This window comes from Geoglobus acetivorans (assembly GCF_039641995.1).
GTDB lineage: Archaea > Halobacteriota > Archaeoglobi > Archaeoglobales > Archaeoglobaceae > Geoglobus > Geoglobus acetivorans.
The window spans coordinates 1274234-1288285 of record NZ_CP087714.1; the positions used below are offsets into that span (position 1 = coordinate 1274234).

A 14052-nucleotide genomic window follows, 5' to 3' on the forward strand; every position below is an offset into this window, starting at 1 on the left:
TGACATGGAACGTTTATTTAAAAATTTTGGTCAGCCGAGAAACCTTCTGAGCTTTCCAGTTTCGATTATCGCATCGCTAATTCCGTTCTGTTTCCTGATGGAGTTTATGGTTCTGCTGGTGGCCATGAGGTAGTCTTCACGCGGTTCAAAGTCGAACAGCTCCCTCGCTCTTTTTATGTCGTCTTCAAACGGAACGATCTTCAGACTTTCAGGATTGTAGTGGGAGAGAACGAACTCCATCTGACTTTCGAGTGTGGGGATGGACTCGCACACATTCTCGTAATCCTTATCGCCCAATGCGGAAATGCCTATTAGCTCTGGTGGGAATCCTATGGAGTACATCACCGCGCAGAAGGTTATCGCTCTCGGGAGCCTTATTCTGTCTCCTCTTGAGTACCCGAAAAGACCTATGTGGAGCTTTCTCATTCTCCTCTTTGGAACGAACTTCCCCACCTCGTTGACGAATTCAGCAATTGCGGGAATCCTCTTTCTGTACTCTCCGCTCAGCCTGTCAATTGTGTCCTTGCTGGTCTCTATGCGATCTGGTTTTCCGGGCATGCTCTCTTTGAGGCTCATCACGGCACTGAAGACGGTGTTGAAGTCGTAGTCGTACTTGAAGGCCGACTGTGCTGTGAATGTTTGCACCGATGGGTATTCTTCGAGAGCGTGCATGTTCTCCGGGTCAAACGACCCCCTGAACGGCGGACAGCCAACCCCTATGATCGGGTAGACGTCAATTTCCAGATCATAAAGTCTCTGAAGAGCAATTTTTGCCGCAAGCGTTGCCGGTATGAAGCCGTAGTTTAACGCAGGATCAGATCTCGCAAGGAATACTCTCATCTCGTCAAACCTGCCATCGGCAAATTCCCTCACCACTGCGTCGCATTTAAGCATTCCCGGGATGTCTTCGAACAGGGGAATTATTCCAATGGTTTCTGGCTCGAACTCCCCCAGCCAGTCTCCAACTCTTGTCCCATCTGCAAGTGTTAGCTTTGACTTTCCGGCAACGAAATCCCTGTAGAACAGGTAAATTCTCTCAAGCTCCTCTGACTTGGTAACCATGGGGACGATTATCTCGAATATGGGTGGTGTCGGATCGTCATAGAACTTTCTGGCGTAATCAAAGCTCCTGGGAATCATTTCGAGCGTTTCGGCAAGAAGCTTTGCCTCATCCCTTTCAACTTCCGGGTTGGGCACTCTCGGAGTGATCCGCACTTCTAGGCCGATAACCTTCTCGCTGAAGAACTCCGGGTATGTGCTCAGGAGCTTCTTGACCACGAAGTCGTCGACCTCCTTTCCTTCGAAATCCCACATCTGCTCCTCGATTCCGAGATGGGAGAACACGTAATATGCTTCTTTTATCTCATCCTCTCCGTCAAAATAGTTCTGCTTCGCAAAGAACGGCATCTCCACATTGTCTGGATGCTGGGTGCTCATGACCCTCGGAATGTGCATGATATACGTTGGCATACGAGTGTATTTAAATATTTACGTAGCCGGTACACCTTTCGGGATTCTCAACCTAAAGTCAATCCTTCATTTTTCGATGGCATCTCTGCTGCTGGGTTTCGTAAACTGATGGCGGGGCGTCTGGAGCTCACAGACACGTCCAGGCGGGATGAAGTCATCGTCGCAGCTCTTCTGTCGAAGGGTTTGACGGGTAATCAAAAAAGATATATTCCTTTTTTCCGAGACCCGAATCATGGATGATGTGGTCATCGGACTGGAAGTTCACGTTCAGCTCAACAGATTAAACACCAAGCTGTTCTGCTCATGTCCTCTCGATTATCATGGTAAGGAACCAAACACTCATGTCTGCCCCGTATGCCTGGGCCTTCCAGGCGCAATGCCGGTTTTGAATGAGGAGGCCGTGAAAGCGGCAATAAAGGTTGCGCTTGCTCTCGATGCCAGCATAAATCCTGTAATGAGGTTCGACAGGAAGAACTATTTCTATCCGGATCTGCCCAAGGGCTTCCAGATCAGCCAGTACGACATGCCCCTTGCCTGGGGGGGCTATGTGACGATAGAGACGGATGGAGGAGAAAAGAGGGTAACGCTCAAGAGGATTCACATGGAGGAGGATCCGGGTAAGCTCAGCTATAAGGGATCTATCACAACCTCAAAATACAGCCTCATTGACTACAACAGAAGCGGAGCCCCCCTCCTTGAAATCGTAACTGAGCCAGTTTTGAACTCACCAAAGGAAGCAAGGGCTTTTCTGAACAATCTGAGGATAATTCTGGAATACCTGGACGTTTTTGACGGAAACCTCGAGGGTTCGATGAGGGTCGATGCCAACATAAGTATCGCCGGCGGAGGGAGAGTTGAGATCAAGAACATCTCAAGCTTCAAAGGGGTCGAAAAGGCATTAACCTATGAGATAACCCGTCAGAGAAATCTGATAAGGCGGGGTAGGGCGGTTAAGAGAGAGACAAGGCATTTCGACGAGGCGAACAACATAACCGTCTCTTTGAGGAGTAAGGAGGAAGAACAGGATTACCGCTATTTCCCCGAACCGGACCTCGTTCCGGTTTACACCCATGAATTCATCGACGAAGTCAGAGCAACCCTGCCTGAAATGCCATGGGAGAAGAGGGACAGGTTGATGGAGCAGTACGGCCTGGGTCTGGAGAAGGCCAAGATCCTTGTTCTGGATCCGAAAATGGCAGATTACTTCGAGAGGGTTGCGGAGAAAATAGATCCAAAGGTGTCTGCAAGCTGGATAGTTGACGTGCTGAGGGGTGAGCTGAATTACAGGGATATGTCATTTGCAGAGGGCGAGAGAAGGTTGTCTTCTGATGAACTGGTGGAGCTGCTTGACTACTTCCTGAAGGGTGAGATAACTGAAAAAAGTGTTGTAGAGGTAATAAGGGCAAAGCTTGATGAGGGTGGCAGTGTAAGAGAAATCATCGAGAAAAGAGGGCTGTTCTCCATCCCTCGGGAAGAAATAGAAAGGCTGTGCAGAGAGGCCATAGAGAAAAATCCGAAGGCGGTGGAGGACTACATGGCCGGAAAGAAACAGGCTGCAAACTTCCTTGTTGGCTATGTCATGAAGGTTACGAGGGGCAGGGCAGACCCAGAAGAGACTGCAAGAAGAATCAGGGAACTGCTGGAGGAAATGCAATGAAGAGATTCAGGGTTGCTGTTGGAGGCACGTTTGAACCTCTCCACGAAGGACACAAGAGGCTGATTGACAAGGCTGTAGAGCTTGGAGGAGAGGATATTACGATTGGAGTTACCAGCGATAAAATGGCAAGACAGAGAATCCGGAGTGTTTTGCCCTTCGTCATCAGGGCTGAAAACGTCAGGTGGTATGTCAGGAGAAAATATGGCTTTGATCCGCATGTTGTTGAGATCACGACTCCTTACGGCAAAACTCTCGATTATGATTTTGAGTATCTTGTTGTCTCTCCCGAGACGTGTGAGATGGCTAAGATAATAAACGAGAAAAGAAGGGAGATGGGGAAGAGTGAGATCAAGATAGTTAGAGTTGATTTCGTTCTTGCTGACGATGATAAACCCATCTCTGCTACGAGGATAAAAAAAGGCATCATTGACAGATACGGCAGGCTGATTTAGGAAAACTATTATAATTCCTGTTCAATTTACTATCATGGAGTTCAGAACTGTTGTTGAGAAGGCGGAGTTCCTCAATCCGATGACAAACGAGATTGAGACCGTCGATGTTGAGGTGAGGTTTGACCTGCTTACCGGAAAACCTTCGAGAATAATCACCAAACCACTTCCGTTTTCGACAGAGCCGGAATTACCGGATTTCAGCAATGAATGGTGCCCGTTCTGTGAGGAGAACATATACAAGGTTGGATGCAGGGATGTTAAAGTCGCTAAAGGAGAGCTGATGAAAAGGGGTGAAGCCATTCTCATGGCGAACATCTCTCCGTATGCCAGAAATTCACTGGTTGTCAGGCTGTCCAAGGCCCATTATATACCCATAGGGGAGTTCAGACCTGAGCTTTTCACAGATGCATTCCTGCTGACTCAGGAGTACATGGCCAAACTTGAACCGGATTTCGTGTCGGTAACGATGAACTACATGAAATCTGCCGGGAGCAGTCTGACACACCCACACATTCAGGTTCTTGTAACTGAGGTGCTTATGGATTATCAGGGGAGGGTAAGAGACTGCGCAGAGAAGTTTTACAGTGAAAACAACGCAAACTTCTGGAAAGTCTTCTGGGAAAATGCCGAAAATCTCAGAATTTTTGAAGGCGCATGGAAATGGTACGCTCCGTTCTCTCCAAGGGGATTTGAGCATGTGAGCGCCTTCATGACCAAGGGATTTGAAGAGATTGACGAAGAAGACTTTTCGGAGCTTTCAGAGGGTATCGTGAAGGTGCTGAAGTATTATGGAGAGAAGGGGTACAATGCGTTCAATTTCGGGCTCTTTGCTTCGTTCAGAACTGAGGAATATCTGGCGTCTCAGTTTGACATTGTTGCGAGGAGCGTCATGGATAAGTACTACTGGAACGACATTTTTGCAATAACAAAGGTATATGATGAAACTTACTCAAACAGACTTCCAGAAGAGACTGCAGAGGAGTTAAAAAAATATTTTAGCTGATTTTTTCTTTAAGTTCTTCTATCATTTTTTCGAGATCGTCGAGTTCTATGAATTTAAATTCTTTCTCTTCCACACCGGCGAGAGCCCAGAAGAGTCTCGCTATGACTGCTGTGAACTTGCCTGCGTATCCCGGGCTGTGTGGCAGAAGGAAGGCTGCAACATCGCCCAGCTTTTCAAGAGTATCCTTATCGAGTTCCTGTACCTTTTCGCTTGCTGCACCGAGAAGCGAAATTCCGCTGCCAAGGATTCTTTCTCTCATGGCATAATACTTGGCAGCCTCGCTCGTAATTCTGTGAACACCCATCTCTATCACCTCAGTATTAATTTGTAAAAGATCTTATTTATTATTTGTGGTATTTTATGGATTTTAAGCAAAAAATTTCGCAGAATTGCTTTTGTTTCGCTATGCTATGCAAATGAAAAAAATTTTGAAATTTTATTAAATGTCGAGGTATTTCATGAACTCCCACGGAGTTATGTACAGGCAGTACTGGTTCCACTCGTCGATCTTTATCTCCATGAATGCATCGAAGATGTGTGTACCGAGGACATCCTGAATGACCTCGTCGGTTGCGAGGTGGTCGATTGCATCTCTCAGTGTTGTTGGAAGCTCTCCAATTCCAAGCTCTCTCTTCCTTGCCGGGCTGAGTTCGTAAACGTCCTCCATTATCGGATCTCCGGGTTCGATCTTCTTCTTGATACCATCGAGACCCGCTGCGACCATTGCGGGCAGGGAGAGATACGGGTTGGTGCTCGGATCAACACCTCTGTACTCGGCTCTGATTGCGGAAGGTTTCTTGTGGTACATTGGCACTCTTATCAGAGCACTTCTGTTTCTCGGGCTCCAGCAGATGTAAATCGGCGCTTCAAATCCGGGCACGAGTCTCTTGTAGCTGTTTACCGTTGGTGCTGTCAGGGCTGTGAGTGCCTTTGCATGCTCAAGCAGACCTCCGATGTAGTATCTGGCCTTCTGGCTGAGCATGTACTCGTCGTCAGGATCTGCGAATATGTTCTTGCCGCTGAACGGCTCGCCCTCCCAGAGGCTCTGGTGGACGTGCATTCCGCTTGCGTTGTCCAGGTACAGAGGCTTCGGCATGAATGTGGCGATCATTCCGTACATTGCGGCGAGGTTCTTAGCGGCAAACTTGTAGAGGTAGAATGCATCACCGACATCCACCATTGTTTTTGGCTCGAAGTCGAGTTCAACCTGTCCGGCAGTTGCAACCTCATGGTGGTGGTATTCGACCATCACGTCGAGTTTTTCAAGGATATCTACAAGCTCGTTTCTGTATGTGACGGTTGTATCCTCAGGTGGGGGCCTGAAGTAACCTTCTTTCGGTCTTATTATGAATCCCCCGGAGGCCAGCTCGGGGCTTTCCGGCATCACCCTCGGTGGCCCCCAGCTGTCTCCTGTCCCTCCGTTGGGGGACACCCAGAGATCATAGATGAGCTTTGTCGGATCGACGTTTTCAAACAGAAAGAACTCGATTTCTGGGCCAAAAATGGCTGAAAGTCCCAAGTCTGCAAGCTTCTTTTCCATTCTTTTTGCAACGTATCCTCTTGGATCTGCGTCGCTCTGCGCACTGCCCCATGCCTCATAAACGTCTCCAAACATTATTGCTGTCTTCTGAACCGGGTCGGTCTCCCACGGAACAATTTTCAGGGTTGAAACATCTGGTACCCAGACCATGTCGCTCTCGTTGATTGATTTGAAACCTCTTATTGATGAACCATCAAATCCGATGCCCTCAAAAGCTCCACCTTCAATAAACTTTCTTGCAGGAATGCTAAACGTCTGCAGATATCCCCTGACGTCTGCAAATGCACACAGTACCTGTTTTATCTCATTCTCCTGCAGAATTTTCTTTGCCTGTTCCACATCCATTTGACCACCTTAAAGTTTTTTAGCAGCTAACCGTTAGTTGGCATATAAATTTTTCTAAAACTTTGAATTAGATTAAAATTTTTCACCAGCTTTTTTAGAGAGAGGGTCTGTGTTTATGCGGCTGAAACATCAGGGAAAATATGAGTGGAAAATTTAAAGAAAATGTGTTTTCAGAATCTGAACGGTTTCTCCAGGCCAGCCAGCTTAACACCTGTTATGGCGGATGTATTTATGTCCAGGGCTCTCAAATCTTCTTTTTCGAGATTCTTCACGTCAGTCTTTCCAGCCTGCTGTGTCAGGATTTTAAGTTCTTCTGTCATGGCTTTTATATAGTTGTACACCTTAACTGCCCCTTTCTCTGGGTCAAGCCTCCTTCTCAGTCTGGGATCCTGCGTTGCTATGCCTTTCGGGCAGATTCCTCTGTGGCACTGTCTGCAGACTGTACACCCAATGGCGATCAACGCTCCAGTACCAATCTGAACCGCATCTGCTCCAAGGGCCAGCGCCTTTGCAACGTCAGCTCCAGTCCTTATTCCACCTGCTGCCACGAGGCTGACCTCGTCTCTAAGCCCAATCTCTCTCAGGGCTTCATCCGCCTGAACTATTGCGGCTATTGTTGGCACGCCTGCATGGTTCGCAACCACATCTGGTGTGGCTCCAGTGCCTCCCTGCATGCCATCCACGACGATTATGTCTGCTCCAGCCTTTGCGGCAATCTTGACATCATCTGCTACTCTTCCTGCAGAATACTTAACTGCTATTGGGATTCTCCAGTCAGTTATCTCTCTGAGCTGCTCTATTTTCATTGCGAGATCTTCTGGCCCGATTATGTCCATGTGTCTTGAGGGTGAAAGGGCATCAGTTCCAACAGGGATGCCTCTGATTTTTGCTATGTCTTCTGTGACCTTCTCCCCAAGCAGGTGCCCACCCATTCCGGCCTTTGCACCCTGGCCGATTTTGATCTCTATTGCGTCGGCTGAGTTTAGGTACCTGCTTGAGACTCCAAATCTTCCGCTGGCATACTGTGCAACAAGAAGCTTCGCATGTTTTCTCTCTTCGGGATGCATGCCCCCCTCTCCTGTATTTGTGGCTGTTCCTGCCATCGCTGTACCTTTTGCGATTGCAACCTTTGCTTCCAGGCTTAAAGCGCCGTAGCTCATTGCTGCAACCATTATGGGTGTTTCGAGAATCAGGGGCTGCTCTGCAAACCTGTCTCCCAGAACCACCCTTGTTTCGCATGGCTCCCTGTACTTGTCTATGGGTGGTCTTGAAGTCTGAGCTGGAAGAAGGACAAGGTCATCAAAGTGGGGCACCGGTCTTGTAGCTCCCGTACCTCTGACCAAGTATTCTCCGGTTTCAGATTTTCTCCAGATCTCATGCACTATGCTTCTGCTCCACATTCCTCTTTCTTCGAGGTCTGACGTACCTGAAACCTGAATTGCTGATGCGGGGCACACGTCCACACAGTTTCCGCATCCCACGCATGCTGTCTGGTCTTTTATAACCGGCTCTTTCTTTCCGTCTCTGCTCTCTTCAGAACTTAGAGTAGAGGTAGGACAGTACCTCACGCATCTGAGGCATTTTATACATCTTTCCCTATCGATCGTGATTTCGAATACCATTTAACCCTCCTCCGATGGAGCGCTACCATACACGAATCTCTTCTTAATCGGAACAATTTTTCTGAATTTCTCGGTGAATGCGGGAAAATCATGAGCCTTAAGAGTTTCTTTTAACCATTCCTCATCTTCTTCAGTTATTTCAACCAGTTTTGCATTCTTTCCAAGACTGTCAACATCACCTTTAACGTAAATCGCTCCCCTTACGATGCTCTCTCCTGCCATTCCCTTTATGTTACCGAGAACCACGATTTTTCCGCCCATCATGTACAGCCCGGTCATAAAGTCGCTGTTTCCGCCGATTATTATCGTCCCGTTCTTCATAATCTCGCCGGTTCTTGCACCAGCATTGCCCCTGACGACTATTGTTCCATTGTAAATTCCCTGACCGACACCATCACCGGCTGCTCCCTTTATCTCTATGTAACCATCGGTCATGTTATCTCCCGCAAACCATCCCGCGTTCTTCTCGATGATCATTCTCACGCCGTGGACCATCGTCCCTGCAAAATAACCGGCACTGCCCTTTACGTGAATCTCCACATCTCCGACAACTCCTGCAGCGAGATAATGTTTAGCTCCGGGATTCAGCAGAACAATTTCTTTCTCCCCGGTTTTCACGGCTTCCTTAATCTGCCTGTTTATCTCCCTAACACTCAAACCGTTGCAATCGATCTCCATTTCGATCACTTCCTGTAAACTCTAAACTCTCCAGGGGCAAGATATTCTGTTTCAAGTTCCAGGGGTTCAAGGGCAACTTCTTCGCTTGAAATTGCATACATTCCATCTCCTTCAGCGACCATTGCCGGTCTCAATCCAAGCTTGTCCTTGGCAACACCTATTTCGTCTGGAGTAGCTATTATGAATGCGAAAGGACCATCAAGGTCTTTTACGGCATTTTCAAGAGCTTCTTCGAGGCTGTATCCGTCAAGAAGCTTGTCTGCAACGTAATGCACTATGCATTCAGTGTCGTTATCTGTTGTGAAGTAGTGGCCCTTTGCCTCGAGCTTCTTTCTCGTGTTCCAGTAGTTGGTTATCTGTCCGTTGTGGACGACCGTTATGTCTGGGTAGAGGAAGCTCTGGAACGGATGAGCGTGATATCTGTCAACTCCACTTTCCGTTGAGAATCTTATGTGGCCAATGGCGTGAGTTCCACCTTTTTCGGACACACCGTATATCGAATCGACGACATCTATGGTTCCGACATCCTTGAACATCTCAAATTTACCTGCGGAGAGAACAGCAACGTTTTCCAGTCCCTGGATCTCCAGTGCGAGCTTTCTCACCTTCTGAAAATCATCGACCTTCTCGACGAGGAAATCGGTTATGAAATATTCTTCGCTTTCAACAACGTTACGGATGGATCTGACGTTTCCGTATCTGTTTGCCAGGTCTGTTATCTTTTCCATTGCGCTTTGCTTTTCTTCAAGGTCTTCACCGAGTATTTCTGCTCTGATGAGGTATTGATCTTTTTTCAGGCTTATGCCGCCATACATTGCGACTCCAGCGCCATCCCTGCCTCTGTGCTGAAGCCTTTTCATCATTTCTATGACCAGTGAACCGAGATCATCCTTTTTGTTTCTTGAAAGAATACCCACTATTCCGCACATGCTGATCGTTTTCTGGAAAGCCAGTGAGTTTTTAAAGGTTGCGAATTATATGCATACAAATGAACTCCTATATATTCTTGTCACTACAGATTTTTTCTTTTTGAATTTGATAAATTTCAACGATTTTTTATTATTTTCTGGAAGAAATTTTTTAATACTCCTGCCGGAGACACATGAGATGCTGCATGAAAAGGACTGTAATAATCTCTGCTTATAAACATCCGGAAAGGCTGGAGGAGAATTTGGCGAGACTTGAAGGTTTTGAAATAATTCTGGCAGTTGATGAGCCTGATGATGAGTTGTTGCGGATTATTGAAAGGTACGATTTAAAAGCAACGATATCTCACAAGAGGCGAGGCAAATGGAAGGCTCTCAACGATGCTGTTGAACTGGCCGAGGGGGAATATCTGCTCTTTCTGGATTCGGATACTCTTTTGGTCAATCCTGGAAACCCTGAGAGCTTTGATGGTCTGGAAATCAAGAAGGAGATTGATCTGAATTCAAGGCTCAGCAGACTTGTGAATATAGATTATTTCAACATGTATCTGGTCTCCTTGATTGCCGCCAGGCTTGGAATCTGCCTCGGATTCAATGGTGCGGCGTTCTGGATACGGAAAGAGATTCTGAAAAAGCTGGGGGGCTTCAGGAAAAGGATCAACGAGGATACTGATCTTGGTATACGGTTTGGGATTTCTGGGTACAGGTTTGGAGTGGATGGTTTTGCCTTAACAGATTCACCCCAGAACATCCGGGAGTGGCTTTCTCAGAGGGAGAGATGGGCTTTAGGAGGGGCTGAGGTGCTGATGGAGAATTTCAGAGAAATCATCAGAAAACCTATAATGTGGGTTCCAGCAATCATAATCCTCTTTCCATCAATCCTGCCCCTTATTCTTGGCATTTCTATTCCTGATGGTGTGATGTTCAAGCTCCTGTTTTTTATAATGCCCTCTTTCGGTGTAATTTCCGGCAAGATGTCTGTTCTTGTACTGTATCTTCTGTACGGGTACCATGTTCTGAGGAATATCATTCTTATTCTGCTGACTTTCTCAGTTTGGGCGGTTTTAATGATTGTTCTTTCAAAAATAACTGGGTTCAGAATTGATTTCAGGTATCTTCCAGTCTACTACTTCATATATTCGCCTCTGTGGATGTCCATTGCGATTATTGCCCTAGCGAAGCAGGTGCTTTACAGGATAGTTAAAAGAAAAATAACGCTTTCCGGCTGGAAAGTGTGAGGAAAAGTTAAATTTTAGCGGTACAATTAAAAGCCATGCGATTTGTGGTAAGCCTGATCAATGAATACGATCCGGGTCCGTTTCCGGAAGATTTTGACAGGAGGGTCATCCAGCTTGCGTCAAATGAAAATCCGTACCCGCCTCATCAGGAGGTCATCAGCACCCTGAAAAACTCGGTGATGGAGATAAACCGTTATCCGTCTCCCTATTACCGAAAGCTGAAAAATCTGATTTCGGAATATCTTGGTGTTGATTCTTCAAATATCGCGGTCTCGAACGGGGCATCTGACCTGCTCAGACTTGTCACCGATCTTTTCATCGAGCCATTTGACAGAGTCTTTATCCCCATGCCGTCCTACACTCTGTACGCACTTTTTTCTATGCTCAGAGAGGCACAGGTTGTAACGAAAGTTTTTGAAGGGTACAGACTGGATGGGTGCTATGACAGGGGAAAGCTTGCGTTTTTGTGTTCTCCAAACAACCCTACAGGCAACGTCATCGACAGGGCCGTTATTGAGGAATTTCTCGAGAACTTTGATTACGTGGTGGTTGATGAAGCATATTCTGAGTTCGCCGGTACGAGTGTGGTTGATCTGATAAACCATTATGAAAACCTCATCGTCATTAGAAGCTTTTCAAAGTTTTTTGGGCTTGCAGGGATGAGAGTTGGTTACGCAATTGCACATGAAAACGTTGCGAGAGCAATAGAAAAAATACGGAATCCGTTTTCGATATCGACTCTTGCATACAAAGCTGCCATCGCCGCTCTGGAAAATGTGGACTATTACAGAAAAATAGCTGGGCTGATAGTTATGGAGAGAGACAGAATTGCAAAAAGGCTTGGAAAGATGTTTTATGTGTATGAAAGTCATGCTAATTTTCTGCTTGTGAGGCATGAGGTGGGAAATCTTGCAGACAGGCTGATGGAACGAGGGATTCTTGTCAGGGATGTGACAGGGCTGGAGGGTCTGGAAGGTCCCCACTTCAGGGTTAGTGTTGGGAGAAAGCATGAAAACGATGCATTTCTCAGTGCTGTGGAGGAGATCACATGAAAATAAGGCGTGATCTGCTGGAGGCTCTTATAGAGATGGCAAAGAACAACCATCCGTATGAATTCTTTGCCCTTCTTACGGGGAAAAAGGGCATTATTGAGGAGTTCGTGTACATCCCGTTCCAGCAGGGTGAGGACTATGCAAGTTTCAACACGTCTTTTCTGCCTCTTGGGATGAGGATTTACGGAACCGTCCACAGCCACCCTTCTTCGAGTTTCGGACCATCGGGTCAGGACCTCTCCACGTTCACATCTTATGGAAAGGTGCACATAATCATTTACTACCCATACTGCAAGCATTGTTGGAAGGCTTACGATTCTCTCGGAAGGGAGATATCTCTTGAGATCGTGTAGTCGTGATTTTCAGTCCTTTGTTCGGGCGTGAGGTTTTGAGTAAAAACCGGAAAACCCCCCGATATTTATTTGGCTCTTGTTTGGAATTTCTGTATGCCTGCGGTAATTGATGGGTCGAAATGCACCGGATGCGGAACATGTGTTGATGTGTGCTCACAGAAAGGCGGAGCCATTTACCTTAACGGAAATGTTGCACAGGTTAACGAGGATATGTGCATGGAGTGCGGGGCATGTGTAAGGGCCTGCCCGAGCAACGCAATAGCTCTGGAGTGGTAGCTTATTTTCGTTTTTAACTTCTTTTTACAAGCTCGGAAGAAATTTCTGCGCATATTTCGGTTGCGTCGTCGTTTGCAGGAATAACCTCAATCTCCTCTGGCTCACTCACTCCGAGGCCGAGCTGGACTGCCCGTTTTATCTGATCCTGGGAGAAAATCGGGCCTTTCGAAACTTCTGGCGTCGTGCCGAACAGCCTGAGGATGGCGACGCCGACCGCATCTACGGCGATCCTATCATTTCCGGCCAGAATAACTCCCGGACTTATGGTTTCGCCGCTTTCCGGTCCACCTTTTGAGAATCCCTGTATAGCGTCCAGTATGACCACGTGAGGACTGTAGGCAATGTTTATCTCAGCTATCATGTATCTCTGGTACTCCGAGGTGTGCAGTTCTTTCATGTAGTCGTGACCTTCAGCATGCCTTGCAACCATTCCCACGCTGTTTTTGAGAGATAGCGTGAAATGTCCGCCAAACCTGTGGGTTTTCAGGCAGCACGTCTGGATAACGTAGTCGCTTTCGTAGAATACATCCGCCAGCAAAAAGCCCCTTTTCCAGTGATTTGCTTCAAATCTGACCCACCTTTTATGCCCCTCAAGGTCTATGACGGAAAATCCGTATCTGGACAGAATGTCGAAAACTCCTCTGTTTTTCAGAACTGCTGCCGTATTTCCCATTCCGCTTCTTTCTGCAAGCACAGCTTTTGCGTTAACTCTTTCAAGCTCTCTGGATATGGCATCAAGCGCATCAGGATGTGTGGATGCGGGAAACGGGTCGTCGCTGTTGTAATTCGCCTTTATTGCCACGGTCTTTCCTTCAAACTTCTCAATTCTGAAATATTTGAGGAGTTCTTCAATTCCTTCTTTTCTGTTATCCGTTTTAATAACGTAAACTTTCGGCTCCCCTCTATTTATTTTCGGCTCTCCTTCGTAGATTTCCATATTATCAACCTCTTTCACGTCTGAGCATCCCAGAATTATGGAGGATGCCAGAATACCTGCTTTGAGCAGGAACTCCCGTCTTTCCATTCACCCGTAATTTTGTATTTCATCGGTAAAATGGTTTCGGACATTTTCCATGTTTGCAGGCAAGATGGTTCACCCTGGACTGAGAGATTACATCATGGTACACAACACTGGCAGTCTTGACGTTCAGAGCTATGATGGGAAACTTCCCTCTGAGATCTATCGGCAATACATGGAGAAGTGGGGGAGAGTTAATCTGGTACCTGAAAGAGTAAGTCTGAGGAAACTCATGGATCCTATTCACCACACCAAATAACTCTAAGGACAAAAAGTTTAAGCAAAGTTCGGACCAAAAACACCTACGCAGGAACTGGAGAAAATTGATGAAATCAACTTTCTCGTTTAAGAAACAGAGGACGGCCACATAGCAAGAGCCTTGAGCCATTCAATTTTCACCGAAGCCGATTCTCTTGAAGAAC

The 14052-nt window shown here is 46.8% G+C and carries 15 protein-coding genes; 8 read left to right on the plus strand and 7 right to left on the minus strand.

Features of this window, described 5'->3' with window-relative positions:
• Positions 1 to 30 precede the first annotated feature (30 nt).
• Positions 31 to 1455 (minus strand): phosphoenolpyruvate carboxylase, encoded by a 1425-nt coding sequence (gene ppcA / locus LPQ35_RS07465; protein ID WP_193808237.1) that lies wholly within the window; start codon positions 1453 to 1455, stop codon positions 31 to 33.
• 247 nt (positions 1456 to 1702) lie between these two features.
• Between ppcA and gatB the strand changes: the two genes are divergently transcribed.
• The 3 genes from gatB to LPQ35_RS07480 are packed head-to-tail and all read left to right on the plus strand — an operon-like array spanning position 1703 to position 4582.
• Positions 1703 to 3127 (plus strand): Asp-tRNA(Asn)/Glu-tRNA(Gln) amidotransferase subunit GatB, encoded by a 1425-nt coding sequence (gene gatB / locus LPQ35_RS07470; protein ID WP_193808238.1) that lies wholly within the window; start codon positions 1703 to 1705, stop codon positions 3125 to 3127.
• Positions 3124 to 3579 (plus strand): pantetheine-phosphate adenylyltransferase, encoded by a 456-nt coding sequence (locus tag LPQ35_RS07475; RefSeq protein WP_193808239.1) that lies wholly within the window; start codon positions 3124 to 3126, stop codon positions 3577 to 3579. Before gatB ends, LPQ35_RS07475 begins: the two co-directional genes overlap by 4 nt.
• Before the next feature lie 34 nt (positions 3580 to 3613).
• The gene (locus LPQ35_RS07480; RefSeq protein ID WP_193808240.1) at positions 3614 to 4582 is read left to right on the plus strand and encodes a hypothetical protein; all 969 of its coding nucleotides are present in this window, start codon (positions 3614 to 3616) and stop codon (positions 4580 to 4582) included.
• On the opposite strand, the gene LPQ35_RS07485 is transcribed toward LPQ35_RS07480, so the two are convergent.
• The 5 genes from LPQ35_RS07485 to LPQ35_RS07505 form a co-directional block, all read right to left on the minus strand.
• Positions 4575 to 4886 (minus strand): hypothetical protein, encoded by a 312-nt coding sequence (locus LPQ35_RS07485; RefSeq protein ID WP_193808241.1) that lies wholly within the window; start codon positions 4884 to 4886, stop codon positions 4575 to 4577. The two genes, LPQ35_RS07480 and LPQ35_RS07485, sit on opposite strands and share 8 nt — an antisense overlap.
• Before the next feature lie 135 nt (positions 4887 to 5021).
• A complete protein-coding gene (glnA, locus tag LPQ35_RS07490) occupies positions 5022 to 6467 on the minus strand; it encodes a type I glutamate--ammonia ligase (protein ID WP_193808242.1) in 1446 nt (481 codons plus the stop codon).
• Between the two features lie 170 nt (positions 6468 to 6637).
• Complete coding sequence (locus LPQ35_RS07495; protein ID WP_193808243.1) at positions 6638 to 8089, minus strand: glutamate synthase-related protein; 1452 nt, start codon at positions 8087 to 8089, stop codon at positions 6638 to 6640.
• Complete coding sequence (locus LPQ35_RS07500) at positions 8090 to 8767, minus strand: GXGXG domain-containing protein (protein ID WP_203219024.1); 678 nt, start codon at positions 8765 to 8767, stop codon at positions 8090 to 8092.
• A gap of 5 nt (positions 8768 to 8772) precedes the next feature.
• A complete protein-coding gene (locus tag LPQ35_RS07505; RefSeq protein ID WP_193808245.1) occupies positions 8773 to 9696 on the minus strand; it encodes a glutamine amidotransferase in 924 nt (307 codons plus the stop codon).
• Between the two features lie 173 nt (positions 9697 to 9869).
• On the opposite strand from LPQ35_RS07505, the gene LPQ35_RS07510 reads away from it, so the two are divergent.
• The 4 genes from LPQ35_RS07510 (at position 9870) to LPQ35_RS07525 (ending at position 12612) form a co-directional block, all read left to right on the plus strand.
• A complete protein-coding gene (locus tag LPQ35_RS07510; RefSeq protein ID WP_346297605.1) occupies positions 9870 to 10931 on the plus strand; it encodes a glycosyltransferase family 2 protein in 1062 nt (353 codons plus the stop codon).
• A 35-nt stretch (positions 10932 to 10966) separates the two neighbouring features.
• Positions 10967 to 11983, plus strand: coding sequence for a histidinol-phosphate transaminase (hisC, locus tag LPQ35_RS07515; RefSeq protein ID WP_193808246.1), 1017 nt, complete (start codon positions 10967 to 10969; stop codon positions 11981 to 11983).
• Positions 11980 to 12336: a Mov34/MPN/PAD-1 family protein gene (locus LPQ35_RS07520; protein ID WP_193808247.1), complete on the plus strand. Its 357-nt coding sequence runs from the start codon at positions 11980 to 11982 to the stop codon at positions 12334 to 12336. Before hisC ends, LPQ35_RS07520 begins: the two co-directional genes overlap by 4 nt.
• 93 nt (positions 12337 to 12429) lie before the next feature.
• Positions 12430 to 12612 carry a 4Fe-4S binding protein gene (locus LPQ35_RS07525; RefSeq protein WP_193808248.1) on the plus strand — a complete coding sequence of 61 codons (183 nt, stop codon included), beginning with the start codon at positions 12430 to 12432 and terminating at the stop codon, positions 12610 to 12612.
• A gap of 13 nt (positions 12613 to 12625) precedes the next feature.
• Here LPQ35_RS07525 and LPQ35_RS07530 read toward each other — a convergent pair whose 3' ends face one another.
• The gene (locus LPQ35_RS07530; RefSeq protein ID WP_193808249.1) at positions 12626 to 13636 is read right to left on the minus strand and encodes a DUF362 domain-containing protein; all 1011 of its coding nucleotides are present in this window, start codon (positions 13634 to 13636) and stop codon (positions 12626 to 12628) included.
• Positions 13637 to 13685: 49 nt separating this feature from the next.
• On the opposite strand from LPQ35_RS07530, the gene LPQ35_RS07535 reads away from it, so the two are divergent.
• Positions 13686 to 13889 (plus strand): hypothetical protein, encoded by a 204-nt coding sequence (locus LPQ35_RS07535; RefSeq protein ID WP_346297606.1) that lies wholly within the window; start codon positions 13686 to 13688, stop codon positions 13887 to 13889.
• Positions 13890 to 14052: the final 163 nt, after the last annotated feature.

Bases quoted from the DNA above. Each gene is read 5' to 3' on its own strand.
- ppcA (WP_193808237.1), bottom strand. From the start codon at position 1,455: ATGCACATTCCGAGGGTCATGAGCACCCAGCATCCAGACAATGTGGAG.
- gatB (WP_193808238.1), top strand. From the start codon at position 1,703: ATGGATGATGTGGTCATCGGACTGGAAGTTCACGTTCAGCTCAACAGA.
- LPQ35_RS07475 (WP_193808239.1), top strand. From the start codon at position 3,124: ATGAAGAGATTCAGGGTTGCTGTTGGAGGCACGTTTGAACCTCTCCAC.
- LPQ35_RS07480 (WP_193808240.1), top strand. From the start codon at position 3,614: ATGGAGTTCAGAACTGTTGTTGAGAAGGCGGAGTTCCTCAATCCGATG.
- LPQ35_RS07485 (WP_193808241.1), bottom strand. From the start codon at position 4,886: ATGGGTGTTCACAGAATTACGAGCGAGGCTGCCAAGTATTATGCCATG.
- glnA (WP_193808242.1), bottom strand. From the start codon at position 6,467: ATGGATGTGGAACAGGCAAAGAAAATTCTGCAGGAGAATGAGATAAAA.
- LPQ35_RS07495 (WP_193808243.1), bottom strand. From the start codon at position 8,089: ATGGTATTCGAAATCACGATCGATAGGGAAAGATGTATAAAATGCCTC.
- LPQ35_RS07500 (WP_203219024.1), bottom strand. From the start codon at position 8,767: ATGGAGATCGATTGCAACGGTTTGAGTGTTAGGGAGATAAACAGGCAG.
- LPQ35_RS07505 (WP_193808245.1), bottom strand. From the start codon at position 9,696: ATGTGCGGAATAGTGGGTATTCTTTCAAGAAACAAAAAGGATGATCTC.
- LPQ35_RS07510 (WP_346297605.1), top strand. From the start codon at position 9,870: ATGAGATGCTGCATGAAAAGGACTGTAATAATCTCTGCTTATAAACAT.
- hisC (WP_193808246.1), top strand. From the start codon at position 10,967: ATGCGATTTGTGGTAAGCCTGATCAATGAATACGATCCGGGTCCGTTT.
- LPQ35_RS07520 (WP_193808247.1), top strand. From the start codon at position 11,980: ATGAAAATAAGGCGTGATCTGCTGGAGGCTCTTATAGAGATGGCAAAG.
- LPQ35_RS07525 (WP_193808248.1), top strand. From the start codon at position 12,430: ATGCCTGCGGTAATTGATGGGTCGAAATGCACCGGATGCGGAACATGT.
- LPQ35_RS07530 (WP_193808249.1), bottom strand. From the start codon at position 13,636: ATGGAAAGACGGGAGTTCCTGCTCAAAGCAGGTATTCTGGCATCCTCC.
- LPQ35_RS07535 (WP_346297606.1), top strand. From the start codon at position 13,686: ATGTTTGCAGGCAAGATGGTTCACCCTGGACTGAGAGATTACATCATG.